Below are 26,653 nucleotides of genomic sequence, written 5' to 3' on the forward strand. Positions count from 1 at the left end.
AGTAGGGCTTGGTCAGGTTGATATCGGGATGGGTATGTTGCGGCGGCAGGTGGGGCAGGCGCCGGTCCAGGTGGCGAGGAGTGTCTGCAGTTCCCGGACCACTTGATAGAGGCTCAGACCCGCGCCGCGTCTTTTGGGTCTCGTGCCAGTCGTTGCAGGGTGCAGAAAGCGTGGGCGGCGGAGACGAGGGTGACGTGATGGTGCCAGCCATCCCAGGTGCGGCCCTCGAAGTGGGCCAGGCCCAGGGCTTGTTTCATCTCGCGGTAGTCGTGTTCGATGCGCCAGCGCAGTTTGGCGAGCCGGACCAGGGTGGCCAGTGGCATGCCGGAGGGCAGGTTGGAGAGCCAGAACTGCACGGGTTCGGGTTCGGTGGCCGGCCACTCGGCCAGCAGCCAGCGTTCGGGCAGTTCAGGACCGTCGGTGGCCTGACGGACGCCGCGTCCGGCCGGGCGGATGCGCAGAGCCACGAACCGCGAGTACATACGTCTGAAGCCGCTGATCCCTTTGCCGGGGCGGGAGCCCTCCCGCCAGGACACCGGCCTCGCGGCCGTCCTCCCGGCCGCGATGACCAGCTCCTTCATGGTCTGTGCGGGCTCTGGATACTGCATTCTCGGTGGCCGGCCGGTGCCTGCACAGGCGGGCTGGACGGGCCGGACCTCGGCCGGATGGGCGGTGTGGCGGGAGGAAATACCCACCGCGTAGGGCAGGTTGCGTTCTTCCAGGCCCAACCGGAAGGCGGCGGCGTCCCCGTATCCGGCGTCCGCGACGACCAGGGGGATGTCGATGCCCCACGAGCGGGTCTCGTCGATCATGTCCAGGGCCAGCTGCCACTTCTCGACGTGGCCCACCTGGTCGGGGATGCCGCAGCGACTGCGGCGGGCGACCTTGTCCGCATCAGCCTCCGGCGAGGCGGGATCCCAGGACGCGGGCAGGAACAGGCGCCAGTTCACCGCGGCCGAGGCGTGATCACGGGCCAGGTGCAGCGACACCCCGACCTGGCATTTGGTGACCTTGCCCGCGGTGCCGGTGTACTGCCGCGACACACACGCCGAGGCATCCCCGTCCTTCAAGAAGCCGGTGTCGTCGACGATCAGTGCCTCCGCCCCGATCACTTCGTGCATCCTCCAGGCCAGCCGGGCCCGCACGTGGGCGGGATCCCACGGGCTGGAGGTGATGAAGTGCGCCAGCGCCTGCCGGTTGCCGTCCTCACCCAGACGGGCCGCCATCGGCTCCACCGACTTGCGCCGCCCCTCCAGCAGCAGCCCGCGCACATACGCCGACCCCCACCGCCGCTGATCCGCACGGAAGAACCCGTCGAACAACTCCGCCGCGAACGCCTCCAAGTCCTCCCGGACCGAGGCCATCTCCTCAGGTGTCACACCACGTCCAACGACGCTCATGGAGCATGAGACACGCATGCACAAGTGAAGATGACCAAGCCCTACTAGTACAACGCCCCGCGCACCCGCGCCCACTGACCCTTTCCCGCGAAGGGAGACCCGCTCGTGCCCGAGACCATGACCGCCCTGTTCGGAGGGATCGGCCCCGACTGGACCACCCGCCAAGTCCCCGTACCCCAGCCTGGCCCCGGGCAGATCGTGGTACGTGCCCGCGCGGTGGCCCTGAACAACGCCGACGCCTCCATGCTCGCCGCCGCCGACCCCACCTCCGGCGGCACCGGCAAGGAGTACCAGGCCGGCTACGAGTTCGCCGGCGAGGTCACCGCAGTCGGTGACGGCGTGGCTGCCCCGGCGGTGGGTGAGAGAGTCATGGGCACGACGCCGGGCAGCTTCGCCCAGTACGTTCTGGCCGACCACCGCCACGTCCTTTCCGTCCCCGACGAACTCGCCTACGAGGTGGCGTGCGCGCTGCCCACCGGACTGCTCACCGAGCACGGCGCCCTCACGGCCGCCAGGTTCCAGGCAGGACAGTCGGTACTGATCACCGGGGCCACCTCCAGCATCGGCCTGATCGGCGTACAGATCGCCAAGGCCCTCGATGCCGGACAGATCATCGCCACCACCCGCTCCGCCGCCAAGCGCGACCTGCTCGTCCGGGCCGGGGCCGACACCGTCGTGGTCACCGGCGAACAGGACCTCACGCAGGCCGTACTGGACGCCACCGGCGGCGAAGGCGTCGACGTCGCCCTCGACCACGTGGGCGGCCCCACCTTCGCGGCCTGCCTTCCCGCCACCAAGACCGACGGCGCCGTGGTCAACATCGGCCGTCTCGACACGGCTTCCTCCACCATCGACCTCGATGCCCTGTCCTACCGCCACCTGCGCGTCGCCGGAGTCTCCTTCGGCTTCACCCGGGCCGCCGAGCTCGGCGCCGTCATCGCCACAGCGGGCGAGCGCCTGCTTGCCGCCGTTGCAGACGGCCGGGTCCGGCCTCTGGTTGACACCACCCTCTCCTTCGACACGGCCGACAATGCCGCCGAACGGCTTCGCTCCCACCAGGCTCACGGAAAGATCATCCTCACCGTCCCCTGAGGCCGACACCGCGCCAGCCGTCCCCAACAGGGCCGCACTGACAGAACCCGCACCTGTGTGGGCTCAGTGCCGTGTGCACTCGTAGGAAAGCCAGCCGGATCGTGCCGACGGCCTTGGACCTCGCTAACTTCGGCGCCATCGCGGTCATGAGCCCACCGACCTTCGACTCCACATCAGCACCATCACTGTCCGCGTCCGCCGACAGGACCGCACCCACGTCAGGAGCCACCGTGCAGCCATCAGCCGACCAGAGAGCCCGCGAGGAGATCCTCGACGCTCACCGCGCCTATCTGAGCGCCATGGACGAGGGCGATACCAAGGCGCTCGACGACCTGCTCGAGGACGGCTTCACCCTCACCCACATGACCGGCTACGTGCAGCCCAAAGCCGAATGGCTGGCACAGATGCGACAGGGCCAGTTCGTCTACCACGTGATCGACGAGAAGAAGACGACACTCGACATCGACGGCGACACGGCTCGCCTCGTCGCCCGGACCGTGACGGACGCGACCGTGTATGGAACCCGCGCCGACTGGCGGCTGCAACTGGTCACCGACTACGCCCGCCAGGGCGACACCTGGGTCACGCTCCGCACCGTGGCCACGACCTGGTGACCGAGGGCTTCCAGCGGCAGGCGTGACCGTCAAACCGGCTCGGCCTGGTCGTGCACGGCGGGCGCGCGGAGGCGGCCGGCGTGGTCCGTGCGTGGTGCGAGGAGCACGCCGCGCGGTGCACGGCCCGAGTGCCCGACGACGTCGGACCTGGCTGCCACCACATCTGCTGGACCGGCTGGCGGCCTGGCGGCCGACCGTGCCAGAGGTCCTGGCCGACGCCCGGCCACGGCTGGACCGTCGCCTTCCGTCTCTCGTGGTGGTGGCGTCGCCGGGGAGGAGCCTCATAGGTCGATCAGTCGGGTGTCTCGGATGAGTCGGCTGGCTCGGAGTCGCTGGCCGGCGCGGACCGTTCGATGTGGTCGTTGGTCGCGGCCCAGCTGGCCAGCAGGTTCAGGGCGTCCTGGGTGGGGGAGGCGGGCTCGGGGGTGTAGGTGAGGAGGACCTGGCTGGTGTCGCCGCCCACCGGGAACGTTTCGAAGGGCAGGTCGAGGTCGCCGACGACGGGGTGGTGCAGAAGTTTCACGCCGGTGGCGTGCATGCGGACGTTGTGGGCGGCCCAGCGGTGACGGAACTCCTCGCTGCGGGTGGACAGTTCGCCGATCAGGTCGGTCAGCCGCCGGTCGTAGAGATCGCGGCCGGCCTCGGCGCGCAGCATGGCGACACAGTCACCTGCGACCTGGTCCCAGTCGCGGAAGAATTCAGTCGCGTGCGTGTCGAGGAAGACGAACCTGGAGTTGTTGGGCGGGCGCACCGGGTCGGCGTAGACCGGGGAGTACAGGGCGCGCCCGAGGTCGTTGGCGGCCAGGATGTCCCCTCGCCCGCTGAGGACGAACGCGGGTGTGCCGCTCATCGAGTCGAGGACGCGCCGCACCGAGGGCCGCACGCGCTGCTGGGCCGGCCGACGGCGTGGCGGGCGGGTCGTGCCGGCGCCGCGCAGGAGGTCGAGCAGGTGGATGCGTTCGGCCTCGTCGAGCTGGAGTGCTTGCGCGATGCCGTCGATGACGCTCTCGGAGACGCCGGTGGCGTTGCCGCGCTCCAGCCGCGTGTAGTACTCGCTGGAAATACCCGCGAGGAGGGCGACCTCCTCGCGGCGTAGCCCGGTGACCCGTCGGCGCTCTCCGCCGTACAGGGGCAGTCCGGCCTGCTCGGGGGTGACCCTGGCCCGTCGCGTGCCGAGGAATTCCCGGATCTGGGCGCGGAAATCATCACGAATGTCGTGGTTGTCGCTTTGTGGGTCTTTTCTGCCTGCCATGTGCTCCACTCTACGAGCGCTGCCGTCGGGAAGGGGGTCCCTGTCAGTGACCCCCTCATCAGGGACTCCCACACTCCCGCGGCAACCGGTTTTGTTGGTGGTGCATCGCCCACGGCGGTGTGAACGGCCCGGATGGGCGTCGCTTGTGCCGCCGGTCCCAGCCCGCTCTGCGGCGTTGTCCGCGCTGCATGCACCACCCCCCCAGCAGACCGGGTGCCGGTTATGGCGCCTGAAAGGAGATCCCCCATGAGCAAGGTCATTCTCGTCACAGGCGCCGGACGCGGCCTGGGTACCGACATCGCCCGCGAGGCCCTCACCGCCGGCCACCAGGTCGTCGCCACCGGCCGTCGCCCCGACGAGGTCGAGAAGGCCCTCGGCGGGCCGCAGGACAACCTGCTGGTCACCAAGCTGGACGTCACCAGCATCGAGGACGCCGAGGCCGCCGCGCAGGCCGCCGTCGACCGCTTCGGCCGTATTGACGTCCTGATCAACAACGCCGGGTATCTGGTCGCCGGCTACTTCGAAGAGGTCTCGCCCGCGCAGATGCGCCAGCAGTTCGAGACGAACCTCTTCGGTCCGATGAACGTCACCCGCGCCGTCCTGCCGATCATGCGCAAGCAGCGCGCCGGCCACGTCATCACCATCACCTCGACCGCCGGCCTGGTCGGCATGGAGTTCACCTCCGCCTACGCCGCCTCCAAATTCGCGGAAGAGGGCTGGATGGAATCCCTGCGCTACGACGTCGAGCCCTACGGGATCCACACCACAGCCGTGGAGCCGGGCTACTTCCGCACCGAATTCCTCGTGGACGGGTCCCCCACCTGGCCCGAGCTGTCCATCGACGACTACGCCCCGCGCACCGCCCCGCGGATCGAGGGCATCAAGAGCATCAACGGCAAGCAGGCCGGCGACCCCGCCAAGCTCGCCCGCGCCCTGCTGATCATCGTTGACCAGGACAAGCCCCTGGAGCGCTTCGTCGCCGGCCTGGACGCCATCGAGGCCGCCGAGGCCAAGGCGAAGGAACTCCTCACCCAGGCCAACGCCTCCCGCGAACTCGGCGACAACCTCGCCTACGACAACACCCACGCCTGACCACCACAACCAACGACAACACGGCTCCCCGGAACCCGCCGGGTCTCACGTGGCGAAGAAACTCAGCGCCGCGTAACTCGCTGAACAACCTCACACCCGGCGCGGGCGAACGCCACGACCAGGCCAACGTGGCCAGCATCGACCGCTGACTGTCGCCGCCGCTGCGCCCGGCCCAGCCCGCGCTCCTGGACTTTGCGAAGGACTGACGCCCCGGCGAAGTACCAGACCGCGTCTCACCCGGCCAACCAGCATCCATTCACCCTAGTTCGCTGATCACTGAAAAGGTTCTTCATCATGTCCAAGGTTCTCCTTGTTGTCGGTCACCCCGACCTGTCCCAGTCGAAGGCCAATGCGGCGCTCGTGGACGCTGTCCGCGATCTGGGTCATGTCACGGTGCACGATCTGTATGCCGCGTACCCCGACTTCCAGATCGATGTCGCTGCCGAGCAGGCGCTGCTGGCAGAGCACGATGTGATCGTCTTCCAGCACCCGGTGTTCTGGTACAACACCACCCCGCTGTTCAAGCAGTGGCAGGACAAGGTCCTCACCTTCGGCTGGGCCTTCACCCTCGACGGCTCTCCTTCGCAGCTGGCGGGCAAGAAGGCTGTCGTCGCCGTCACCGCGGGCGTCCCTGCCGACCACTACACGCCCGAAGGCTCGAACAAGGCCACCCTGGAGACCCTCCTCAACAGCTGGGAGGCGACCCTGCGGCTGTGCCAGCTCGACTTCCAGCAGCCGATGGTCAAGGTGTACGGCACCGCCTTCGGCCTCTCCGACGAGGATCTGGCCACCGCAGCCAAGCAGTACAACGAACTGCTCGCCTCCTACGCCGCCTGACCCCGCCCTCACGACAGGCCTCGCCTGACAGGCAGGCGGACTGTAAGCCGACTGGACTACTGGAGAGGGACTGTCGGCCCGGCGCATTTCGGATTCGTCAGATCAGACCGATCCGTATTCATTTACCTCTTTCACTGTTCACAGAGAAGGTTCTTCATCATGTCCAAGGTTCTCCTTGTTGTCGGTCACCCCGACCTGTCCCAGTCGAAGGCCAATGCGGCGCTCGTGGACGCTGTCCGCGATCTGGGTCATGTCACGGTGCACGATCTGTATGCCGCGTACCCCGACTTCCAGATCGATGTCGCTGCCGAGCAGGCGCTGCTGGCAGAGCACGATGTGATCGTCTTCCAGCACCCGGTGTTCTGGTACAACACCACCCCGCTGTTCAAGCAGTGGCAGGACAAGGTCCTCACCTTCGGCTGGGCCTTCACCCTCGACGGCTCTCCTTCGCAGCTGGCGGGCAAGAAGGCTGTCGTCGCCGTCACCGCGGGCGTCCCTGCCGACCACTACACGCCCGAAGGCTCGAACAAGGCCACCCTGGAGACCCTCCTCAACAGCTGGGAGGCGACCCTGAGGCTGTGCCAGCTCGACTTCCAGCAGCCGATGGTCAAGGTGTACGGCACCGCCTTCGGCCTCTCCGACGAGGATCTGGCCACCGCAGCCAAGCAGTACAACGAACTGCTCGCCTCCTACGCCGCCTGACCCCGCCCGTAACACAGTGGCCGCTGTCGTCGATGACGACGCAGTGGTCATGGGTCCTGCCAGGTCTCCGGCCGCTCTTCGCCCGATCGGCGCCAAGCGACCGGCGACCTGGCTGCGTCATCGCAAATTCGCAACGTCGACCAGTTTGCCGAGACAGCAGCCCTCCAGATCGCCGAGCGCCACGTCAGCCTGCCCGGGGCGAAGTTGACTGCCCAACTGTGTGGACATATTCAGAGAGGGGTCATGCCGCGTTGGTCCTGATCCCGGGCCCTCCGGTGGCGTCGGCGGCGCTCCCAGGAATCGGTGGGCGGTTCCGGCCCTACCGCGACGGCGCATCTGTGGCCGGGCATGGGCCGTCGCTGGAGGACTTCATGGTTCCCGACTCTGCTGACCGTCGGCTCGCCGGAACAGGCGATCGAGGACATGTCCTACCGGGAAATGATAAAAATCCGAGGTCGTAGTTCTTCGTCAACGACGCCGGGCTGCTGCTGAAGTCCGTGCCGACGCAATAAAGCTGGTCGTCGTTTCCGCGGGGCTGCGCCTTGATGCCCTCTTTTGGTATTGCCAGTTTGGACATACCCGGGGCGGGCTCGGCCGCGGTGGAGGCGGTGGTGAAGCGAGCCCGAATACGGAACAGTCCTCGGCGGCCGAACCCGTCGCCGAGGTGGGGCCGAACAGAGCTGACCCGCAAGAAGGTGCGGAGTTGGGCCGTTGGAAATCCGCGACTGGGGCCGCGTGCGCCTTGCGGGCGGCACGATACATGCCCAACTTCCCGCGGCAGGGGATCACTCAGCGGGTCAGTTCGCGGAAGAAGGTGCGGATGTCGTCGACGAGGAGTTCGGGTTGTTCCATGGCGGCGAAGTGGCCGCCGCGGTCGAACTCGGTCCAGCGCACGATGTTGGAGGAGCGTTCGGCGAGGGCGCGGATGGGCCGGATGTCGTAGGGGAAGACGGCGACGCCCAGTGGGGCGGGTGATGGCTCGGGCTGTCGGTCCTTGAGCGGGTGGCTGACCTCGTAGTAGAGGCGGGCCGATGAGGCGGCGGTGTTGGTCAGCCAGTACAGCGTGATGTCCGTGAGCATGTGGTTGCGGTCGATCCCGCCTTCCGGCAGGTGGTTGCCGTCGGTCCATTCCTTGAACTTCTCGGCGATCCAGGCGAGTTGCCCGGCCGGTGAGTCGGCCAGCGCGATCCCGATGGTCTGTGGCCGGGTTGCCTGGAGGGCGAGGTAGCCCTGGCCGTCGGCCTCGATCAGTCGGTTCTGCTCGAGCCGGGCCTTGTCGTCGGGGCTGAGGTCATCGAGTTCTCCGGGTGTACCAGCCGGGTTGACTTGCCGCTATCGGATGCCGAGTGGGAACGGCTGGGGCCGTTCCTGCCCGTGGGTAAAGGGAGCGGTGGCTGGCGCGAGATCACCGGCAGGTGATGGGGACACGCCTGTCGGGCCGGAGACCGGAGGCAGCGGGTCGTGATCGGCTACACCACGGCCGGGGACGCGACCTGGGACGGCACCTTGCACCGGGTGCGGACCGGGTTCCGTGGTGTGACCGGCCGGAACGGTTCGGCCCGTGGAAGGCGGTGTCTGAGCGGCACCGACAGTGGTCGGCTGACGCCAACTGGAAGCGTCTGCAGCACCGGGCCCAGACGGCAGACTCCAATAATGAGATCGACCGGGACCTCGCGGTGGACTCCACGATCATGCGGGCGCACCCGCACCCGCACCCGCACCCGCACCCGCACGAGGCCGGAGCCCACACAAATCCGCCGGCCCCAAGCGGCAAAGGGCGGAAGCTGTAGAACGCCAACGGCGAAATGCGCGGGCCAGGCTCCGGGCCAGCTGGATGAGGTGGTGAAGCAGGCGAGGGCGTGGGCCGTTCGCAGGGCGGTTTCACCGCCAAGTTCCCACCTGAGGGCCGACTGCCGTTGCGGTTCCCTGTCGCTACTTATCACGCCCGGTCAGCGCGCCGACTGCACAATGGGGAGCCGGGGCTGGACAAGATCCCTGTTGCCAGCACCTGCGGCGCCGGAGCATCGGGCACCTCATTCGGGAGAAGACCGACAGCCAGGCTTCCCGCCTGTGTAGGGGAGCACGCGGCAAGCACTCCCGGGCATGGCCAACCCGGTATGAACCGGCGCGTTACATCCTCCTTGGCATGGTCGCAGGCCTCGTCATCTGGCTCCGCTCATGATCGGTCGGACGGACCCAACTGTCCGTCGTCGACCGCCTCGACCAGGGGTTGCCAGCCCAGGAGCTGGCAGTCTCGCGGGACGGCTCAGGCGCCCCTCTGTGGAGGCGGGTAGCTGCCTCCACAGAGGGCTGGCAGCCCTGGTCGGGCAATGGAAACGGTCACAGCGCCGCGTACACCGCGTCGAGCAGGGCCGTCTTCCTCGGGTCGCCGGAGATCCGGGTGCCCATGCGGTTCATGATGTAGCCCACGCTGACGTCCGCCTCCGGGTCCGCCAGGCCGAAGGAGCCGCCCGTGCCGTCGTGGCCGAACGCGCGGGGGTTGGGGCCGTAGGAGGCGTTCTGGCCGCCGAGCCACATGCCCAGGGCGATCTCCGTGTCGTGCTCGTAGGCAGTGCCGGCGACCAGATCGCGGCCCGCGCCCTGGCCCTCGCGGGCGCGTTCGACGGCTTCGGGGGACAGCACGCGGCGGTCGTCGACGATGCCCCGGTGGGCGAAGATCCCGTAGAGCGCGGCGACGGCGCGGGCCGTGCCGTGGCCGTTCCCAGCCGGGATATGGGCGGCGCGCCACTCGGGGGTGTTGGCGTCGGCTGCTGTGACGACGGGGTTGGCCAGGGCGGCCAGGGCGACGGGCGGCAGTTGCGCGTACGCAGCCTGGAGGTCTGCCGTCATGGGCGGGCCGACCAGTTCCGCGACCCGTCCGGCCTCTTTCTCCGGCAGGCCGATCGTGAAGTCGATGCCCAGCGGCCCGGTGATCTCCTGGTGCAGGTACTCGCCGAGGTGCAGACCGGTGATCCGCCGGACCACCTCGCCGACCAGGAAGCCGTACGTCAGGGCGTGGTAGCCGGACTGCGTGCCCGGCTCCCACCACGGCTCCATGGCGGCCAGCCGCGCGGTGGTCAGCTCCCAGTCATACATTTCGGCCAGGCTGAGCGGCTCACGCAGCCCGGCCAGGCCCGCCCGGTGCGAGAGGAGGTGACGTACAAGGACGGATGATTTGCCGGCCGCGGCGAACTCCGGCCAGTACTTCGCCACGGGGGCGTCCAGGTCGAGCTCTCCCCGGTCGGCCAGCAGATGCGCGACAAGCGCCGTCACCCCCTTGGTCGTCGACCACACGTTGACCAGGGTGTCCCGTTCCCAGGGGCGGGTGCGCGCGGCATCCGCCCAGCCGCCCCACAGGTCCACCACGGTCTGCCCACCGACCCGCACGGCCACGGCCGCGCCCAGTTCCTCGCGCTCCCGGAAGTTCTCCTCGAATGCGGCGCGCACGGATGCGAACCGCTCGTCGCAGTGGCCTTGGACGGCAGGACCGGAAAATTCAGAATTAGTCATGGTCCTCAATGTAACGACTCTCGGGCCGTCATCCATGGCACAAAACTCTACCCCCCACGACATAGCCCAATGAGGGCAGACTGGCGTCTATGGCCAGCCGTACGTATTTCGGTGAACTGGGAGAATTCCCCTATGCTTTGCGCTGCGGGCGCCATCACAACTGGCAAACACGGCAGAAGGCTGGACGAACTCGCTGTCGAGCTTCAAAAGGCTGGTGGGACCGCGCTGGTGGTGGAGGCGGACATCACCGACCGTGCCCAGGCCGAAGCGGCCGTCGAGTAGACGGTCGAGCGCTTCGGTCGGCTGGACATCCTGGTCAACAACGCCGGGGTGATGCTGCTGGGCCCGGTCGTCGGCGCGGACGTCGAGGAGTGGGAGCGGATGCTCGCCGTCGACGTGCAGGGGCTGCTCTACACCACTCGCGTGGCCCTCCCGCACCCGCTCAAGGCCGCTGAGGAGGGCCCGCGCCGGGTCGCCGACATCGTCAACATCAGCTCGCTCATGGGCCGCGTGGCGTGGAACGGCCGCGGCGTCTACAACCTCACCAAGTTCGGTGTGAACGGCTTCGCCGAGTCCCTGCGCCAGGAAGTCACCCAGCGGCACGTCCGCGTCGGTGTCCTGGAGCCGGGCGGCGTGGATACCGAGCTGGGATCACACAACAGGCCCGATATCCAGGCCAAGATCATCAACCCCTTCTACGAGACGACCGAGGTTCTCGCCCCTCGCCCGCGCCCTGCTGACCATCGCCGGCCAGGACAAGCCCCTGCAGCGCTTCGTCGCCGGCGCGGACGCCATCGAGGCCGCCGAGGCCAAAGCGAAGGGACTCCTCGCCCAGGCCGAAGCCTCCTGCGCACTCGGCGACAACCTCGCCTACGACAACACCCACGGCTGCGAGGGACAACTTGCCACTCAAAGGCGACTACGAGCCGAGCATGGCGCAGTACGCACGTGACCATGTGGAGCTGTACGAAAGCTCCGGCGGTACACAGGGAACGACGCTGGGCGTCCTGGTCACAAGTGAAGAAGACGAGAAGCTCCGGGACGTGCCCGTCGTCATCCTGACCACCCTGGGCGCGAAAAGCGGCAAGATCCGCAAGTCCCCGGTCATCCGGGTGGAGCACGACGGTATCTACGCCGTGGTCGCCTCCGCGGGAGGAGCCCCCAAGCACCCGGTCTGGTACCACAATGCGGTGGCCGACCCCCGGGTCGAACTCCAGGACGGCCCGGTGCGCCAGGACATGCTGGCACGCGAGGTGACCGGCGACGAGAAAGCCGTGTGGTGGGCCCGAGCCGTCGAGGCGTTCCCGACCTACGCCGAATACCAGCAGAACACCAGCCGCGAGATCCCCGTCCTCGTACTGGAACCGGCGGCCCAGGAGCACTGACGCGGCACAACCAATTCAGCCTTTGGATATTCGCCGTCTGTCCCCGGCGACGGCAGCGTCACCGCGGAACTCGTCTATGCCCGGCTCAACCCGCGTTCCTGGAGTTCGAGCAGGGGAAGGACTGATGCCTCGGCGAATTCCTGACTCCCCACACCCGACCGACCCGCATCCGCTCACCCGTTTCACCGACTACTGAAAAGGTTCCTCATCATGTCCAAGGTTCTCCTTCTCGTAGGTCACCCCGACCTGTCCCAGTCGAAGGCCAACGCGGCGCTGGTGGACGCCGTCCGCGATCTGCCCCATGTCACGGTGCACGATCTGTACGCCGCGTACCCCGACTTCCAGATCGACGTCGCCGCCGAGCAGGCGCTGCTGGCGGAGCACGACGTGATCGTCTTCCAGCACCCGGTGTACTGGTACCACACCACCCCGCTGTTCAGGTTGTGGCAGGACAAGGTTCTTACCCTCGGCTGGGCCTTCACCATGGACGGCACTCCCAAGCAGCTGGCCGGCAAGAAGGCCGTCGTCGCCGTCACCGCCGGTGTCAACGCCGAGGACTACACCCCTGAGGGTTGGATCAAGGCCACCGTCGAGTCCCTTCTCGGTAGCTGGGAGGCGACCTTGCGGCTGTGCCAGTTCGACATTCAGCCGATGTTCAAGGTGTACGGCACCATCCTCGACCTCTCCGATGAGGAACTGGCCTCCGCAGCCAAGCAGTACAACGAACTGCTCGCCTCCTTCGCTGCCGCCTGAACGCGTTCTCACCGCAGCCGCCGCTGTCATTGATGGCGGCGCAGTGGTGATGAGTCCTGCCAGGTCTCCGGCCGCGCCCAGCCCGATCGGCGCCGAGCGGCCGGAGACCTGGCTGCGCAACACCAACCCGTTTGCCGAGACAGCAAGTGCCCTGCAGATCCAGGCTCGGGCCGTGGCTCTCGGTAGCCGCAGCCGGACGAGGGAATCAGCGCAAGGACGGCCGGGGCGTGCACCCAGAAGCCCCACTGGCAGGAGAGGTTTTCGGGGAGAGCGCGCCGCAGATCAGCGGCTCGGTGGCCACGGCGATGCCGCTGGCCCGCGCTCAGATGCGAAGGCCACGCCGCGCCGTTCGGCAGGGAGGTCGGCCGACAGCAGGTGCGAGCGTCAGCGGCCTCACGATCGGCACCGAAGTCCTGCACCCCCGGTGGGAGGTCATTTCGTCACATCCGAGCGAGCACCGCTGCGGCAGAGGCGGCGGTGAAGATGCCGAGCCCGATGACGAACAGTCCTCAGCGGCCGAAACGGTCGCCGAGAGAGGCGCCGAACAGGGCTGCCCCGCAGGGAAGCGGGGAGTGGAGCAGTTGAACACCCGCGATCGGGACAGCCTGCCTGGCGGGCGGCGTAACACAAGCCCACTTCGCGAGATGGTGGCAAGACGACAAGCCAAGACCATGTCCTATGTGGGGCGTGGGAGCTTAATCCCCAGGGCAGAGCAAGTCTTCGGTGGTTCAACGTAGGTGAGCTACGTGGAACCGACTTTGTTGTCCAAGGCGCCACCGGACAGGGCACCCTGTCCTCCGGTGAAGGCGTGCCGGTGGTCCTCGGCCCACTGCCGGAACGTACCCGCCGGCCGGCCGAGCACTTCGGCCACGCCCGACTCGATCCCGGACTTGGCGCCGGCGGCCGTACGGCGGGCGCTCTCCATCAGGGCGTCGGCCACCAACGCGGGGTACCGCACGAGCAGCGCCTGCCGTGCCTGGTCCTCGGTGACTTCTTCGAACCGGATCTCCCGGCCCAGCACGGCGCTGATCTCGGCGACTTGATCGGCCGGGCTGAGCCCCTGCGGCCCCGTGAGCGCGTAGGTCTTCCCCTCGTGTCCCGGCCGGGTCAGAGCGCGCACCGCGACCTCTGCGATGTCCCGCGGATCGACACAGCTGTTGCGGGCGTCGCGACCAAGGCCGCGGACAACTCCCGACTCCCTGATCTGGCCGGCCCAGGCGAGCGTGTTGGACATGAACGCTCGGGGCCTCAGCAGAGTCCAGTCCAGGCCGGAGGCCAGCAACCGCTCCTCGTTGGCCCGCTGCCACCTGGTGATCAGGTCATCGGCCGCGGGGTCGGCCACCGCCAGAGCGGAGAGCTTGACGACCTGCCGCACCCCGCAGGCCCGTGCCGCGTCGATGACGTTGGCATCGTGGTCGGGACGGAGCGGATCGGCGGTGACCACGAAGACGGCTCGGACCCCGATGAACGCGGTCGCGAGCCGCACAGGGTCCGAGAAGTCGCCGACGACCACGTCGATCCCGGGGGCTGGTGGCGCCAGACGCTCCGGCGACCGGGTGAGCAACCGCACCGAGGCCACTGGGGCAAGTCTGGCCACGACCTCACGGCCGACCGTCCCGCTGGCTCCCGTCACCAAAATCACAAACCGCTCCTTGATACGTGAGAAGTGCCTGCCCGCCTGGTTCTGTGACGCCGGCCGCCGGTCAGAGCCGGGACGGGACGGACGCACCGCTGGGGTCGTTCACCCGGAACTCAGACCGATCACGAAGTAGCCGGCGAACGTCACCAGCAAGTACAGAGCTGGTGCCGCCTCAGGCCATCGAAGGGTCGTCGACCTCCGAAAGCGCCACCCGGCAAGGGCGGGCAGCGCCAGGGGAAGGACGGCGAGCGGCGCCAGCACCGCTGTGGCCCGCGCGCCGGCGATGAGCAGCACGGCCGAGAGAGCGGGAGCGGCCAGCGCGATGCCTGTGGTGCCGGCGAGGCCGAAGACGTCGACATAGCTGCGCTCGCCCGGCTGCGGACGACGGGTGATCTTCTTCGCCAGCTCCAGATGGACCGAGGCGAGCACGACGATGACGATGGCGAGCGCCCCGTCTCTGCTCGTGCCGAGCGACGCGCTGTGCAGGTATCTGGCGTATAGATACACGTGCAGAAGCAACTGGGCCGGAAAGCTGACCAGCAGGCTGAGCACGAGCTTGTCGCCGGACGGCCAGCGCAGCCAGTGGTGGACGGCGAGGACGAGCAGGCAGTAGCCGAGCTGCCCGGCGAGAACCGCCAGGGCCGTCGGGCTGTCCGCGTTGATGGCCAGCAGCACCACGGAGCCGGACGCGCACAGCACGAGGAGGTCCCGGATGCTCACGGCTCCCCTTGCCAGGGGGCGTTTCGGGTGGTGTCGACGGTCGTACTCGAGGTCCCGGATGTCGTCCACCGCGCGCATCAGCAACAGGGTGACGACGAGGGTGACCGCGGCCACGGCCGTACCGGTGTCGGGCCGCCAGGCCGCGGCGTACGACGGCTGGATGGCGGCGAACAGCCCGGTCACGCCGTAGGCCCAGGCGCACGCGAGCAGTACCGAGGTCAGCGGCGGATAGCTCCCGGCCACGAAACGGGCCCAGCGACCGATCACGCCGCGTCTCCTCGCACACGCCACCGCACCGGCAGGGTCCATACCCCGCGTATGAACATCTGGTCACGCCACGTCAGCGACGTCTCGTCCACGGCGAGCTCCAGACCGTCCAGCCTTCGCAGGATCGCCGCCAGCCCGACCTGGAGTTCCACCCGGGCGTGGGCAGCACCGAGGCACATGTGCCGGCCGTGTCCGAATCCCAGGTGCGGATTGTCGAAGCGGCCGGGACGGAACTCGTCGGGATCCGTGAACACCTCCTCGTCGCGGTTGGCCGCGTCGGTGAGGGGGATGACGACCTGTCCGGCGCGTATGAGCGTTCCGGCCAGTTCCACGTCCTCGACGGTGACATGAGGCTGGCCGCCGGTGCCGGCGAACCACACCCAGCGCAGCAACTCCTCGACCACGGTGGGGATCGCCGAGGGGTCCTGGCGAAGCGACTCGGCCAGTCCTGGCGTTCTCAGCACTTGCAGGACGCACATCGCCAGGTGCGAGGCGGTGGTCTCGCCGCCGGCCATCAACAGGCCGAAACCGAGGACCGCGATCTCCTCGTCGCTGAGGCGGTCGTCCTCCGGAGCGGTCAGCAGTGCGGTGAGCAGGTCGTCACCGGGCTCTCCGGCTGCTATCGCGCGCCGCCTGTCCGCCAACTGGTCGAAGAAGTATCCGTACATGCTCTCGTGCGCGGTGGTGACCTCTTCGGCGGAGAACCGCCCGGCGGACATCATCGCCGTCATCCAGGGCCGCAACGGGTCGAGGTCCGAAACCGGGAGGCCGAGCATGTCGCCGATCACCTGATAGGGGAGGAGGGCGCTGAACTCGGCGATCAGGTCCACGGAGGGACCGGCGGCTTCGATCCGGTCCAGCAGTCGCTCGGCGAGGGCGGCGATGTGGGGGCGGGCCTCCTCTGCCTTGCGGTGGGTGAACCAGGACTGGACCGCGCTGCGGCGCCGGGTGTGGATGGGCGCGTCGCTGGTGGCCAGGGCCAGCGCGCTGGACTTCCGGGCGAACAGGGTTCCGTTAGTACAGGCCTCGCGGCTGAAACGCGGATCGGCCAGCACCGTCCTGACGTCCGCGTACCGGGTGACCAGCAGCGCGCTCCGGCCGCCGGTCAGGGTGACAGGGAGCAGCGGCTGGTCGCGGAAGTCCTTCAGGTACCCGGAGTCCAGGCTGACGCCCGGTCGGTCGGCGAATGGGAAGTGCGGGCATTTCGCCGCCGGGGCGTTCTCGGGGCGGGGGTCGGCATCCCTGACGTCTGTCATCGCAGCCATCCCTCGGCCGGCTCGAGCGCGGCTTCGGGTGCCCCGTGCCAGTACTCCTTGAACAGCGCGCAGCGCCCGTCCTCGGCGAACCGCAGGGCGAGGCAGCCGGCGGCGCTTCGTGGGGTCCCGGTGGCGGGGTCGTACAGAATGCACCACCACTCCACCGAGGCGCGCTCGGCGGACACGATCGGGGTGCCGAACCAGACGGCCGGATCCTTCTGGTGCGACAAAGTGGCTGTCCAGTGCTTCGCGATGGCGTCGTGGCCGACATGGGGTGTGCCGAAGGGCCCCTGGTGGTAGGACGCGTCCTCGGTGAACAGCGCGGCGATCGCCTCCGGATCCCGGGCCTTCCACCGGGCCTGGAGCCGGTCGATCCAGTCCTGGACGTTCATCTCTTCTCCTCGTACGGCTGCGGGCGTCCGGTGGCCCAGGCAGGCAGGTGGGTGATCTCGATGACGGCGGCGGTGAGGGAGGTGCCCACCCCGTTGCTGATCATCAGTACGTGGTCCCCGTCGGCCAGTTGCCGGGTCTCGACCAGATGGGTCAGTGCGACGAAGTGGTCATTGACCGTCAGATGGCCGACCCCGCGGCCGAGTTCGAGCATGCCGCGTGCGGGATCGATGCTCAGGGGCCGCATGATGGTGCCGAGGTAGGCCTCTCCGCCGGAGAACACATGGGTGACCCGGTTGATGTCGGCCGGGGTGAGGCCGGCTTCCTCGATCGAGCGCAGACCGAGTTCGGTACGGGCGAGGTACACGGCTCGATTGGCCGCTGCCGCCCTGTCCGGGAATCGGCGGACGAAGTCGGCCATCCTGGCGCCGAGTTCTATCGGACCGTCGGAGGTGATCGCGGGCGGGAACAGCGGGCCCTCGGGGCGGTTCATCTCCTCCAGGTCGGGCAGGGACGCCGAGTTGATCGCCTTGACCCGGGCGAACCCTTCCCGAGTGGACAGGACGGCTGCGGTCGCCGCGTCACCGAGGATGGAGCCCCGTTGGGTGTTTGCTCCCGCCTGGTACCGCCAGCGGTCCATGCGGGGGGTGCCGAACTTGTCGGCGCCGGTGACCAGCGCCGCGACACGGCCCGAGCCGACGCTCAGATAGCCGTGGGCGAGTTCCACGGCGGCCAGGACACCATTGCAGCCTTGCCGCACCTCCATGGCCGGGACCTGGGTGCCGAGGGTGTGCCGGAGTATGTAGTGGTGGGGTGTCCACGCGTCCGGTCCCTGGTCGAAGGTCGATGCGTGCAGCAGCAGCCCGACCTCGCCGTTGGAGTGTCCCGACCGGGCCAGAGCCCTGTTCGCCGCGACGACGGCCATCTCGGGTGCGGAGATGTCCCCGGCCACCGCGGCACCGGTCCAGCCGTCCTTCTTCCACGTCCGCTCGTCGTACAGGCCCAAGGCGACCGCGCGGTCGGCTGGGAAAGGCTCGGGCAGGTAGCTGCTCAGCCCGGCTATATGAAGGTTGTCCACACGCACGTCTACTCCGCGGATTCTCTGGACTCGGGCTCGGACAGCAGTCGTACCTGGCCGGTGTCCCCGTCGATCTCCAGCCAGGCACCGTCCGGGATGACGGTCATAGCCCCGGGCACCGCCACCACGGTGGGGATTCCCAGCAGCCGTCCGCTGATCGCGGTGTGCGAGATCAGGCTGCCGCGTTCGACGACGATGCCCTTGGCCGCCATCATCAGGGCCAGCCAGCCAGGGTCGGTCTCCTTCGCGACGAGGATGCGGTCCGTGCAGGACTCCGGAGACATGGATGCGTCCTGAACGACCTTGGCACGGGCCCGCACCCTGCCACTGCTGGACGCCAGGCCGTGCAGCACGCCGTCCTCCGTCATACCGGCGAGCATCTCGGTGTCCTGGCGTGACTCCAGTGCGACGGGGACCGGGAGGCCGGCCGGCGTGGTGAAGTACGCCGGGGGATCAGGGTTGTCGGCCGCCCTGGCCATCCCTTCCTTGCGCACCCGTACCAGGGCGCGCAGGTCACGGTCGGGCAGCGTGCCGTCGAAGGCGCCCAGCACCTCCTCCACCTGCAGATGCACTACGTCGGCGGCCTCGTCCAGCATTCCCGACGCGACCAACTGGTCGGCGAGCCGGCAGAACACCTCGCGTGAGACGCCGTACAACTGGCTGCGGCAGAACCGGGTGTCCTCGCGGGCCTTGACGGCGAACCGCAGGAACGCCAGCACCGTGCCCAGCACAGCTCTGCGCAGTGGGTTCGGGCAGGCGTCGCGCAGGACCCGCCGTGCTTCCGCCTTGGTGCGCGCCTCGTCGGCCACGTTGTCGGCCACGGTCAGGCGCTGGGCGATGAACGGACGCAAGGTCGGCAGGATCATCCACGGCTGCTGGCGAGGGGTGAGCACTTCCAGTTTCAGGTCGTGCAGAGCACGGTCGCCGAAGGTGGCCACATGCCGTCTGAAGGCCCCGGCGACATCGGCGCCGTGACGGCCCGCGGAGATCTCGTCCCACACCTGCCGTTCCGGTTGCTCCAGAACGGCGTTGCGCAGCGACGGCCGCTCATTGACCAGCTCGGCCAAGGCGATCGCGGACCGGAGCGACTCGATCGTGCGGTTGGATGTGCCACCGGCCAGCAAGCGTGGCAGCAGCGCGTCACCGCCCGGAATCCAGCGCTTCAGCAGAGCTCCGGTGACCGCAAGGCCGGCCAGCCCGAAATAACTGGTCACCATCGTGATGCCCCAGCGCTGTTCGGCCTCGGCCCACATATGGCGGTACTGGGCGATCAGCTCGTCGGCCGGACGTTCCCCGATCGACACGGAGTCGGCCACCAGCGCGTCCCACCAGCGCAGGAACAAGCGCAATTGTCGTGGCTGCCTGGCGCACATCCATGCCAGTCTGGGCATGTTGTGCATCAGGGTCAGCCACGGCCGGCGACGCGACATGCCGGGCATGCCTGTTCGTTCGGTGAGCCCGAGCGAACGTTCCCACAGCGGACGCATCAGCTCGAACCCGGGAATCTGGCCGTGCAGGGTGAACCAGGCGTCCAGGCGGTAGTACACCCGGCCGTCCAGGCAGCCGACCATCCGGCTCAGATGGTGCCGGTTCTGACGGAGCGAGCGTTCGCTCACACCCATCCGCCGGTAGAAGTCGGAGAACCCCATCCGGTAGAAGATTTGCGCTTGGGAGTAGGTCAGCGCGCTGGTGAGCCCTGGGAAGCTCTCGGTGAGGTTGTGGTTGGTCCACGGCACGTCCGGACCGGAGGCCGGAGGCGGGCTCACCACCACGGGTCTGGCCTGCACCAGGTGGACGGTTCCGTCTTCTGTCAGGGTGCCCTCGATGTCCTGCGGCCCGCCCAGGAGATCCTCGACCCTGGCGGCGAGAGCGCAGATACGACTCACCTCCGCGTCCGTGAGCACCGGTGCCTCGGCGAGCTCGGCGGGCACCGGAAGAGTGGTCACGCCCGCCGCGGGCCGGGCCGGATCCAGGCCCACCATCACGGCTTTGGACACGCGATCCACTTCGATCGCGCCGGTTTGGCCATCCACGAAGAAGTGGTCGATGTCCGCCTTCTCCTGGACGATCCCTTCCCCGATACCGTGCGCGGCGGCGATCACCCTTCGGTCGGCGCCAGTGCGCGGGTCCCTGGTGAACACCACGAAGGACCGCACACCCGGCACCATGCGCTGCACCCCGACCGCGATCCGGACGGCGGTCGCGTCCACTCCGCGACGCACCCGGTAGAGCACGGCTTCGGGGTTGTATGCGGAGGCCCAGCAGTCCACGATCCTGGCCAGTACAGCGTCACGGTCCACGTACAGGAAACTGTCGGACAAGCCGGCGAAGGGGTCATCGGCACCGTCCTCGCCGGTGCCGTCCGCGTCCGCCACCACACACGCCCGCACGGCGACCAGGCCGTCGGCATCAGCCAGTGCGTCGACGGCGGTCAGTACCCGTTCCGCCAGCGAAGGTGGCACGCGGCCGGCGCGGATCCTGTCGCGGGCGGCGCTCGCCCACGCGATCAGCTCCGCTGTGCCCGCGTCGCCACCGGGGAACCCCGTCGGTGCCGGCACCGAAGCGTGAAACGCGGCGCCGGTCAGGCAGAACAACTCAGGCACCGGCAGGCCGGCGCGGCGCATCACGTCCTGCCGGGCGAACTTGTGGCCCACCAGCGTCGAATCGCTCAGCCCGGGTCCATCCAGAATGAGTTCCATGGTCACCAGACCCCCGGGATCAGACGTGCCCGACCACTTGCATAGGACGGGTAGGCGGGAATCGCCCACAACACCCGTTCCTCGACGCGGATCCGCCAGATCACCACCGACAGCAACATGACGAACAACAGCACGCTCAGCGGATTGAGGAAGAAGGCCACAAAGGCGGCGTTGGCCAGCACCATTCCGGAGTAGGCCGGATGCCGTACGAAACGGTACGGTCCGTCGCCCACGATCGAATGGTCGGAATAGCGGACCACGTGGTGGGAGTAGAACCGGCCCAGCGTCCGGATCGCCACCAGCCGGAGCGTGACGGCGCCGGCGAACACCACGATCGGCGCGATCATCCACGCCGACCATCGCTCCCAGGGCAGCGGCCACAGCACCGCGGACATGGCGGTCCCGGCCCGGCTGAGCGCGTAGGGCAGCAGCGTGTTGTTCTCGGCGGCCGCCTGCGACGGATGCCGCACGGTGATCCGGGCCTCGGCCAGTATCCAGACCAGGTACGCGCAGGCCAGTCCCGCCGCGACGAGGTGTGTCGGCCGGTGGCCCGAGGAGATGAGCAGGACGGTCCCGGCCAGCACCGCGGTGACCGTGGCCGGCAGCAGAGCGCGCAGGGACACAACGACGGCACGCTGGTTCATGTCGCACTTCGGTTCGCGCGGAAGCGGGCGTACACATCCGGCCTGACCGCTTTGCTCGCATAGACCAAAGAGCCGAGCACGGACTCCCATGCGTCGTCGGCGACCACGTCGAAATGGAACTCGGCCTTGTTCCGCGAGATCGGCGCCGGTCTCCACCTCAACGAAACAGGAAGGGAGCGCGGCAGGGCGACAGGCAGGTCCGCGGTCACCCCGACCCACAGGATCTGGGTATCCAGCGGCCACCCGCCGAATCGGTGCGACAGCCAGGTGGACAACTGCCGGCCCGCCTCGATGAGCGCCTCGATCGGACGGACGCCGGCACGGTGACCGCTCAACGCATGACCGTCCGGTGGTGACACCACCCCGCCGGTGACCTGGCGGTAGGTCAGCGACGGCTCGCCGATCATCACGTTCTCCGGACGGGTCCGGTGCACAAGCGCGGCCTGGGCGGGCAGCCGCTCGCCGGCACCCTCCTGACGTATCCACGCAGGCCCGGGCTCGGAGGAAAACTCGAACCAGCCGTCGGCCACGACCGAGGACTCCTGAGTGACAAACATGTTCCGTCGCCCCGCCTGCGGCGGGCCTATATGCAGCACCGGCGCCGGCTTGAGTTCCCCTATGGCACGAAAGGTCATGGTCCCTTTGACCCGGCGGTCATCCGGGGTCGTGATTTTCTGCCGTGCCAACTCCACCATCGCGCAGACCAGCAGGGTGCCGGGAACATGGTCGAGTGGATGGTCGAAGAAGAACGGGTCGGCCTGATCGACGCGGAGGTCAGCCATCCACGAGCCATCGTCATTCTGCTGACGGATGGCGCTCAGCCAACCACACCGATCTTCCTCCGCGAGTGTGGACGTCAGTCCGGACAGCTTCATTTGGCCGGGTACCTCAATTTCGGCGTGGGTAATTCGAGGTGGGGAGGCGTGAGCGGCGCTCTGTTCCCCCATGAGCTGTCACGGGCGCATCCCCCTGCTCCCGGTCCGGCTTCCAGTTGCTCGCAAAATGTCTTCAGTCAGCTTTGTGGCAGCGTCAGTTCGCGGAAGAAGGTGCGGATGTCGTCGACGAGGAGTTCGGGTTGTTCCATGGCGGCGAAGTGGCCGCCGCGGTCGAACTCGGTCCAGCGCACGATGTTGGAGGAGCGTTCCGCGAGGGCACGGATGGGCCGGATGTCGTACGGGAAGACCGCGACGCCCAGGGGGGCGGGTGACGGCTCGGGCTGTCGGTCCTTGAGCGGGTGGCTGACCTCGTAGTAGAGGCGGGCCGATGAGGCGGCGGTGTTTGTCAGCCAGTACAGCGTGATGTCCGTGAGCATGTGGTCGCGGTCGATCCCGCCTTCCGGCAGGTGGGTGCCGTCGGTCCATTCCTTGAACTTCTCGGCGATCCAGGCGAGTTGCCCGGCCGGTGAGTCGGTCAGCGCGATCCCGATGGTCTGTGGCCGGGTTGCCTGGAGGGCGAGGTAGCCCTGGCCGTCGGCCTCGATCAGTCGGTTCTGCTCGAGCCGGGCCTTGTCGTCGGGGCTGAGGTCATCGAGTTCTCCGGGTGTGCCAGTGGGGTTGGTCATCAGGAAGTTGACGTGCACGCCGATGACATGGTCGGTGTCGACGCGGCCGACTTCCTGGGAGATGAACGAGCCCCAGTCGCCGCCTTGGGCGCCGTAGCGGTCGTAGCCGAGGCGGGCCATCAGTTGCGCCCAGGCGTAGGCCACCCGCGTGGTGTCCCACCCGCGTTCGGTGACCGGGCCGGAGAACCCGTATCCGGGGATGGACGGAATGACCAGGTGGAATGCGTCAGCGGGATCGCCACCGTGGGCGCGCGGGTCACTCAGGGGGCCGATCACGTGCAGAAACTCGACGAACGAGCCGGGCCAGCCGTGGGTGAGGATCAGCGGAGTGGCGTCGGGCTCGGGTGAACGCACGTGCAGGAAGTGGATGTTCTGGCCGTCGATCGTGGTCGTGAACTGCGGCAGTTCGTTCAGCCGCCGCTCCCAGGCGCGCCAGTCGTAGGTGGTGCGCCAGTATTCCGCCAGCTCGGCCAGGTAGTCGACCGGGATGCCCATCTCCCAGTCCGTGCCGGGGATCGCGTCGGGCAGCCGGGTGCGGCCGAGGCGCTTGCGAAGGTCGTCCAGGTCTGCCTGCGGTATGTCGATGCGGAACGGGCGGACGGTGCTGTTGGTGGTGTTCGTCATGCCTCGCTGTTTCCGTGTGGGGGGAAAACTGAAGGGGAAGTGACTTGCCTCTATCTGATGCCGAGTGGGTACGGCTGCGGCCGTTCCTGCCCGTGAGTAAGGGAACTTGTGGCCGGTGCGGGATCACAGACAGGTGATCGACGGATCTTGCACCTGTGCGGGCTGGGGTTCAGCCACGTGATCCGCCGGAACGCTTCGGCCCATGGAGGACGGTGCATGAGCGGCACCGACGGTGGTCGGCCGGCGCCACCTTCGAGCGTCTGCTGCGCCAGGGCCAGGCGGTGGACTGCGACGAAGAAATCGACCGGGACGAGCGCGGTGGACTCCGCTCAAGCTGGCGCATCCTCGCGCGGCCGGAGCCCGCACCGACTGCGCGCCGGAGCCGGTGCTGGAAAAGATCCCTGCCGCCGGTACCTGCGGCGCCGGGGCATCGGGCACGTCATTCGGGAGAAGACCGACAGCCAGGCCGGCCCGCCTGTGTAAGGGAGCACGCGGTTGGCACTCCCGGGCGATGGCCAATCCGGTACACGGTCGCAGCCCTCGTCATGTGGCTCATGCTCGGCCGGACAGACCCAACTGTCCGTCATCGGGGTGTCTGCGCAGCTCTGGTCCGGCCCGGAAAGGGTCACAGCGCCGCGTACACCGCGTCGACCAGGGCCTTCTTCCTCGGGTCGTCGCCGATGCGGTAGCCCATGCGGTTCACGACGTAGCCCAGGCTGACGTCTGCCTCCGGGTCCGCCAGGCCGAAGGAGCCGCCCGTGCCGTCGTGGCCGAACGCGCGGGGGTTGGGGCCGTAGTGGGCGTCCGGGCCGCTGAGCCACATGCCCAGGGCGAGCTCCGTGTCGTGGCCGAAGCCCGTGACGGAGGCGACCAGATCGAAGCCCGCGCCCTGGCCCTCGCGAGCGCGCTCGACGGCTTGGGCGGACAGCACGCGGCCGCCGTCGGCGATGCCCCGGTGGGCGAAGATCCCGTAGAGCGCGGCGACGGCGCGGGCTGTGCCGTGGCCGTTCGCGGCCGGGATATGGGCGGCGCGCCACTCGGGGGTGTTGGCGTCGGCTGCCGTGACGACGGGGTTGGCCAGGGAGGCCAGGGCAACGGGCGGCAGCTCCGCGAACGCCGCCCGTTCGCTGGCTGTCATGGCCGAAGTACTGATGAGTTCCGCGACCCGTCCAGTCTCTTTCTCCGGCAGGCCGATCGTGAAGGCGATGCCCAGCGGCCCGGTGATCTCCTGGTGCAGGTACTCGCCGAGGTGCAGACCGGTGATCCGCCGTACCACCTCGCCGACCAGGAAGCCGTACGTCAGGGCGTGGTAGCCGGACTGCGTGCCCGGCTCCCACCAAGGCTCCATGGCGGCCAGCCGCGCGGTGGTCAGCTCCCAGTCGTACATTTCGGCCAGGCTGCACGGCTCGCGCAGTCCGGCCAGGCCCGCCCGGTGCGAGAGGAGGTGACGTACAAGGACGGATGATTTGCCGGCCGCTGAGAACTCCGGCCAGTACCTCGCCACGGGGGCGTCCAGGTCGAGCTGTCCCCGGTCGGCCAGCAGATGCGCGCACAGCGCCGTCGGCCCCTTGGTCGTCGACCACACGTTGACCAGGGTGTCCCGCTCCCAGGGCCGGGTGCGCGCGGCATCCGCCCAGCCGCCCCACAGGTCCACCACGGTCTGCCCGCCCACCCGCACGGCTACCGCAGCGCCCAGGTCCTCGCGCTCCCGGAAATTCTCCTCGAATGCGGCCCGCACGGACGCGAACCGCTCGTCGCAGTGGCCCCGGACTCGAGGCTCGGGCGATTCAGAATCGATCATGATGGGTAACGTACTGACCGCTCAGACCGTCATCCAGGGCAGAAAACTCTACCCCTCACGAGACAGTCAGGGATGGCAGACTGACGGAGCCCTTTCCAACCTCACGTGCCAGCCGGGCAGTTGGGCTGACAGACAGATGAAGCCCCTGGTAGATGGGTTTTCGACCAAGAGAACCATCTCCACCAGAGGCTTCGCATGCTTGTCTACCCGTCCGGCGTCGACGTGTCCACCTCTGCCCTGCGCTTCCTCGCCGCCCGACTGAGGGAACACCGCCGCGCTCTCGGAAGCCGATGGCGGCGCCTGAACGCAGGACGGCAGGCCCTGCTCGCTCTCGCCCACCTGCGCAACGGCCAGCCCTACGCCCAGCTCGCGGCTGGATTCGGGATCGGCACCACCACCGCCTACCGATACATCACCGAGGCCGTCAACCTCCTGGCCGCCCTTGCCCCTACCCTCGCGGAAGCCGTACGAGCGGCGTCGAAGAAGGCGTGCGTGATCTTGGACGGGACGCTCCTGCCCATCGATCGAATCGCCGCCGATCGCCCGTTCTACTCGGGCAAACACAAGAAGCACGGCATGAACGTGCAGGTCATGGCCGATCCGAAGGGGCGCCTGGTGTGGGCTTCACCAGCCTTGGCCGGCGCCGTCCACGACGTCCGGGCCGCGCGCGAGCACGGCATCATCGAGGCACTCACCGAGGCCGGCATCACCTGCTGGGCAGACAAGGGCTACCAGGGTGCAGGCGGCACGGTCCGTCTCCCGTACCGCGGCCGATGGGACAGCCTCTCCGCCGGTCAGCAGGCCGTCAACCGGTCCCATGCGAAGATCCGTGCACTGGTAGAGCAGGCCATCGCCACCCTCAAGTCCTGGCGCCTCCTGCGTAAACTCCGCTGCTCGACGACCCGGATCACCAGCCTCGTCCAAGCCGTCCTGGTCCTCCAGCTCGCTGCCACGGGCTGAGATCAACCCGCAGCATTCACCAAGTCCGTCAATTCGGCCTCGGTCGTCCCGGCCTGCAGACGAACGTCGAAGTTGTAACCCTCATCGCAGAACACCAGGTCGAGGTCCATGGGTGTCAGCCTGCGGAAGACGATCGCCAACCAGATGGCGTCTTCCTGCCAGACGTCCATGTACAGGCAGGTACCGTCCTCGTGCAGATACGCCTCACCGGGGCCGTTCTCCGTCTCGAACTGCCATATCAGGCTGCGCACTTCGCTGCGGTGCAGCGAGTCGACCTCGGCCCCGGACCACCGGCCACAGATCGCGTCGGTCAGCGCCTCCCGATCGATGCCCCATCCGCTCGCATCACCCTCGACCACCGCCAAGAACGTCATAGC

Annotated in this window: 24 protein-coding genes; 9 read left to right on the forward strand and 15 right to left on the reverse strand. The window is 68.3% G+C overall.

The window, feature by feature from the left end; all coding sequences use genetic code 11:
* Positions 1–113: 113 nt before the first annotated feature.
* Positions 114–1,364 (reverse strand): IS701 family transposase, encoded by a 1,251-nt coding sequence (locus tag Sri02f_RS39310; protein ID WP_167467705.1) that lies wholly within the window; start codon positions 1,362–1,364, stop codon positions 114–116.
* Positions 1,365–1,505: 141 nt separating this feature from the next.
* On the opposite strand from Sri02f_RS39310, the gene Sri02f_RS39315 reads away from it, so the two are divergent.
* Complete coding sequence (locus Sri02f_RS39315; RefSeq protein WP_109006091.1) at positions 1,506–2,492, forward strand: quinone oxidoreductase family protein; 987 nt, start codon at positions 1,506–1,508, stop codon at positions 2,490–2,492.
* A gap of 230 nt (positions 2,493–2,722) precedes the next feature.
* Positions 2,723–3,106: a nuclear transport factor 2 family protein gene (locus Sri02f_RS39320; RefSeq protein WP_159106869.1), complete on the forward strand. Its 384-nt coding sequence runs from the start codon at positions 2,723–2,725 to the stop codon at positions 3,104–3,106.
* A gap of 292 nt (positions 3,107–3,398) precedes the next feature.
* Here Sri02f_RS39320 and Sri02f_RS39330 read toward each other — a convergent pair whose 3' ends face one another.
* Complete coding sequence (locus tag Sri02f_RS39330) at positions 3,399–4,358, reverse strand: helix-turn-helix domain-containing protein (protein ID WP_109006094.1); 960 nt, start codon at positions 4,356–4,358, stop codon at positions 3,399–3,401.
* 246 nt (positions 4,359–4,604) lie between these two features.
* On the opposite strand from Sri02f_RS39330, the gene Sri02f_RS39335 reads away from it, so the two are divergent.
* From Sri02f_RS39335 to Sri02f_RS39350, 3 genes are all read left to right on the forward strand, one after another.
* On the forward strand, positions 4,605–5,450 hold the full coding sequence (locus Sri02f_RS39335; RefSeq protein WP_109006095.1) for an SDR family oxidoreductase: 846 nt from the start codon (positions 4,605–4,607) through the stop codon (positions 5,448–5,450).
* 294 nt (positions 5,451–5,744) lie between these two features.
* Positions 5,745–6,287, forward strand: a complete 543-nt coding sequence (locus Sri02f_RS39345; RefSeq protein WP_109006096.1) for an NAD(P)H-dependent oxidoreductase — start codon at positions 5,745–5,747, stop codon at positions 6,285–6,287.
* A 159-nt stretch (positions 6,288–6,446) separates the two neighbouring features.
* Positions 6,447–6,989, forward strand: coding sequence for an NAD(P)H-dependent oxidoreductase (locus tag Sri02f_RS39350; RefSeq protein ID WP_109006096.1), 543 nt, complete (start codon positions 6,447–6,449; stop codon positions 6,987–6,989).
* A gap of 789 nt (positions 6,990–7,778) precedes the next feature.
* Here Sri02f_RS39350 and Sri02f_RS42135 read toward each other — a convergent pair.
* Positions 7,779–8,069 carry an alpha/beta fold hydrolase gene (locus Sri02f_RS42135; protein ID WP_174855801.1) on the reverse strand — a complete coding sequence of 97 codons (291 nt, stop codon included), beginning with the start codon at positions 8,067–8,069 and terminating at the stop codon, positions 7,779–7,781.
* A gap of 1,260 nt (positions 8,070–9,329) precedes the next feature.
* A complete protein-coding gene (locus tag Sri02f_RS39365; protein ID WP_109006098.1) occupies positions 9,330–10,499 on the reverse strand; it encodes a serine hydrolase domain-containing protein in 1,170 nt (389 codons plus the stop codon).
* A 333-nt stretch (positions 10,500–10,832) separates the two neighbouring features.
* Between Sri02f_RS39365 and Sri02f_RS43455 the strand changes: the two genes are divergently transcribed.
* From Sri02f_RS43455 to Sri02f_RS39385, 3 genes are all read left to right on the forward strand, one after another.
* Positions 10,833–11,561 carry an SDR family NAD(P)-dependent oxidoreductase gene (locus Sri02f_RS43455; protein WP_245971006.1) on the forward strand — a complete coding sequence of 243 codons (729 nt, stop codon included), beginning with the start codon at positions 10,833–10,835 and terminating at the stop codon, positions 11,559–11,561.
* On the forward strand, positions 11,456–11,884 hold the full coding sequence (locus tag Sri02f_RS39380) for a nitroreductase family deazaflavin-dependent oxidoreductase (RefSeq protein ID WP_245971005.1): 429 nt from the start codon (positions 11,456–11,458) through the stop codon (positions 11,882–11,884). The genes Sri02f_RS43455 and Sri02f_RS39380 overlap by 106 nt, the downstream gene beginning before the upstream one ends.
* 210 nt (positions 11,885–12,094) lie before the next feature.
* Positions 12,095–12,637 (forward strand): NAD(P)H-dependent oxidoreductase, encoded by a 543-nt coding sequence (locus tag Sri02f_RS39385; protein ID WP_109006100.1) that lies wholly within the window; start codon positions 12,095–12,097, stop codon positions 12,635–12,637.
* A gap of 742 nt (positions 12,638–13,379) precedes the next feature.
* On the opposite strand, the gene Sri02f_RS39390 is transcribed toward Sri02f_RS39385, so the two are convergent.
* The 10 genes from Sri02f_RS39390 to Sri02f_RS39440 all read right to left on the reverse strand — a co-directional run bounded on the left by Sri02f_RS39390 (position 13,380) and on the right by Sri02f_RS39440 (position 25,316).
* The gene (locus Sri02f_RS39390) at positions 13,380–14,279 is read right to left on the reverse strand and encodes an SDR family oxidoreductase (RefSeq protein WP_109006101.1); all 900 of its coding nucleotides are present in this window, start codon (positions 14,277–14,279) and stop codon (positions 13,380–13,382) included.
* Positions 14,280–14,378: 99 nt separating this feature from the next.
* Positions 14,379–15,263 carry a UbiA prenyltransferase family protein gene (locus Sri02f_RS39395; protein WP_109006102.1) on the reverse strand — a complete coding sequence of 295 codons (885 nt, stop codon included), beginning with the start codon at positions 15,261–15,263 and terminating at the stop codon, positions 14,379–14,381.
* Positions 15,260–16,519 carry a cytochrome P450 gene (locus Sri02f_RS39400; RefSeq protein WP_159106870.1) on the reverse strand — a complete coding sequence of 420 codons (1,260 nt, stop codon included), beginning with the start codon at positions 16,517–16,519 and terminating at the stop codon, positions 15,260–15,262. The genes Sri02f_RS39395 and Sri02f_RS39400 overlap by 4 nt, the downstream gene beginning before the upstream one ends.
* On the reverse strand, positions 16,516–16,911 hold the full coding sequence (locus Sri02f_RS39405; RefSeq protein WP_109006104.1) for a nuclear transport factor 2 family protein: 396 nt from the start codon (positions 16,909–16,911) through the stop codon (positions 16,516–16,518). The genes Sri02f_RS39400 and Sri02f_RS39405 overlap by 4 nt, the downstream gene beginning before the upstream one ends.
* Positions 16,908–17,987 carry a ketoacyl-ACP synthase III family protein gene (locus Sri02f_RS39410; protein WP_159106871.1) on the reverse strand — a complete coding sequence of 360 codons (1,080 nt, stop codon included), beginning with the start codon at positions 17,985–17,987 and terminating at the stop codon, positions 16,908–16,910. The genes Sri02f_RS39405 and Sri02f_RS39410 overlap by 4 nt, the downstream gene beginning before the upstream one ends.
* A gap of 8 nt (positions 17,988–17,995) precedes the next feature.
* Positions 17,996–20,686, reverse strand: coding sequence for a PEP/pyruvate-binding domain-containing protein (locus Sri02f_RS39415; RefSeq protein WP_109006106.1), 2,691 nt, complete (start codon positions 20,684–20,686; stop codon positions 17,996–17,998).
* Between the two features lie 2 nt (positions 20,687–20,688).
* Complete coding sequence (locus Sri02f_RS39420) at positions 20,689–21,330, reverse strand: methyltransferase family protein (protein ID WP_159106872.1); 642 nt, start codon at positions 21,328–21,330, stop codon at positions 20,689–20,691.
* Positions 21,327–22,205 (reverse strand): AfsA-related hotdog domain-containing protein, encoded by an 879-nt coding sequence (locus Sri02f_RS43950; protein WP_109006108.1) that lies wholly within the window; start codon positions 22,203–22,205, stop codon positions 21,327–21,329. Before Sri02f_RS43950 ends, Sri02f_RS39420 begins: the two co-directional genes overlap by 4 nt.
* A gap of 137 nt (positions 22,206–22,342) precedes the next feature.
* Positions 22,343–23,515 (reverse strand): epoxide hydrolase family protein, encoded by a 1,173-nt coding sequence (locus tag Sri02f_RS39430; RefSeq protein WP_109006109.1) that lies wholly within the window; start codon positions 23,513–23,515, stop codon positions 22,343–22,345.
* Between the two features lie 625 nt (positions 23,516–24,140).
* Entirely contained in the window at positions 24,141–25,316 is a 1,176-nt protein-coding gene (locus tag Sri02f_RS39440; RefSeq protein WP_109006111.1) for a serine hydrolase domain-containing protein, read from the reverse strand.
* Between the two features lie 195 nt (positions 25,317–25,511).
* Here Sri02f_RS39440 and Sri02f_RS39445 point away from each other — a divergent pair, with 195 nt between their 5' ends.
* Positions 25,512–26,276, forward strand: a complete 765-nt coding sequence (locus Sri02f_RS39445; protein WP_109006112.1) for an IS5 family transposase — start codon at positions 25,512–25,514, stop codon at positions 26,274–26,276.
* A gap of 2 nt (positions 26,277–26,278) precedes the next feature.
* On the opposite strand, the gene Sri02f_RS39450 is transcribed toward Sri02f_RS39445, so the two are convergent.
* Positions 26,279–26,650 carry a hypothetical protein gene (locus tag Sri02f_RS39450; RefSeq protein WP_109006113.1) on the reverse strand — a complete coding sequence of 124 codons (372 nt, stop codon included), beginning with the start codon at positions 26,648–26,650 and terminating at the stop codon, positions 26,279–26,281.
* Positions 26,651–26,653: the final 3 nt, after the last annotated feature.

The sequence above is a fragment of the Streptomyces rishiriensis genome (assembly GCF_003112535.1).
GTDB lineage: Bacteria > Actinomycetota > Actinomycetes > Streptomycetales > Streptomycetaceae > Streptomyces > Streptomyces rishiriensis.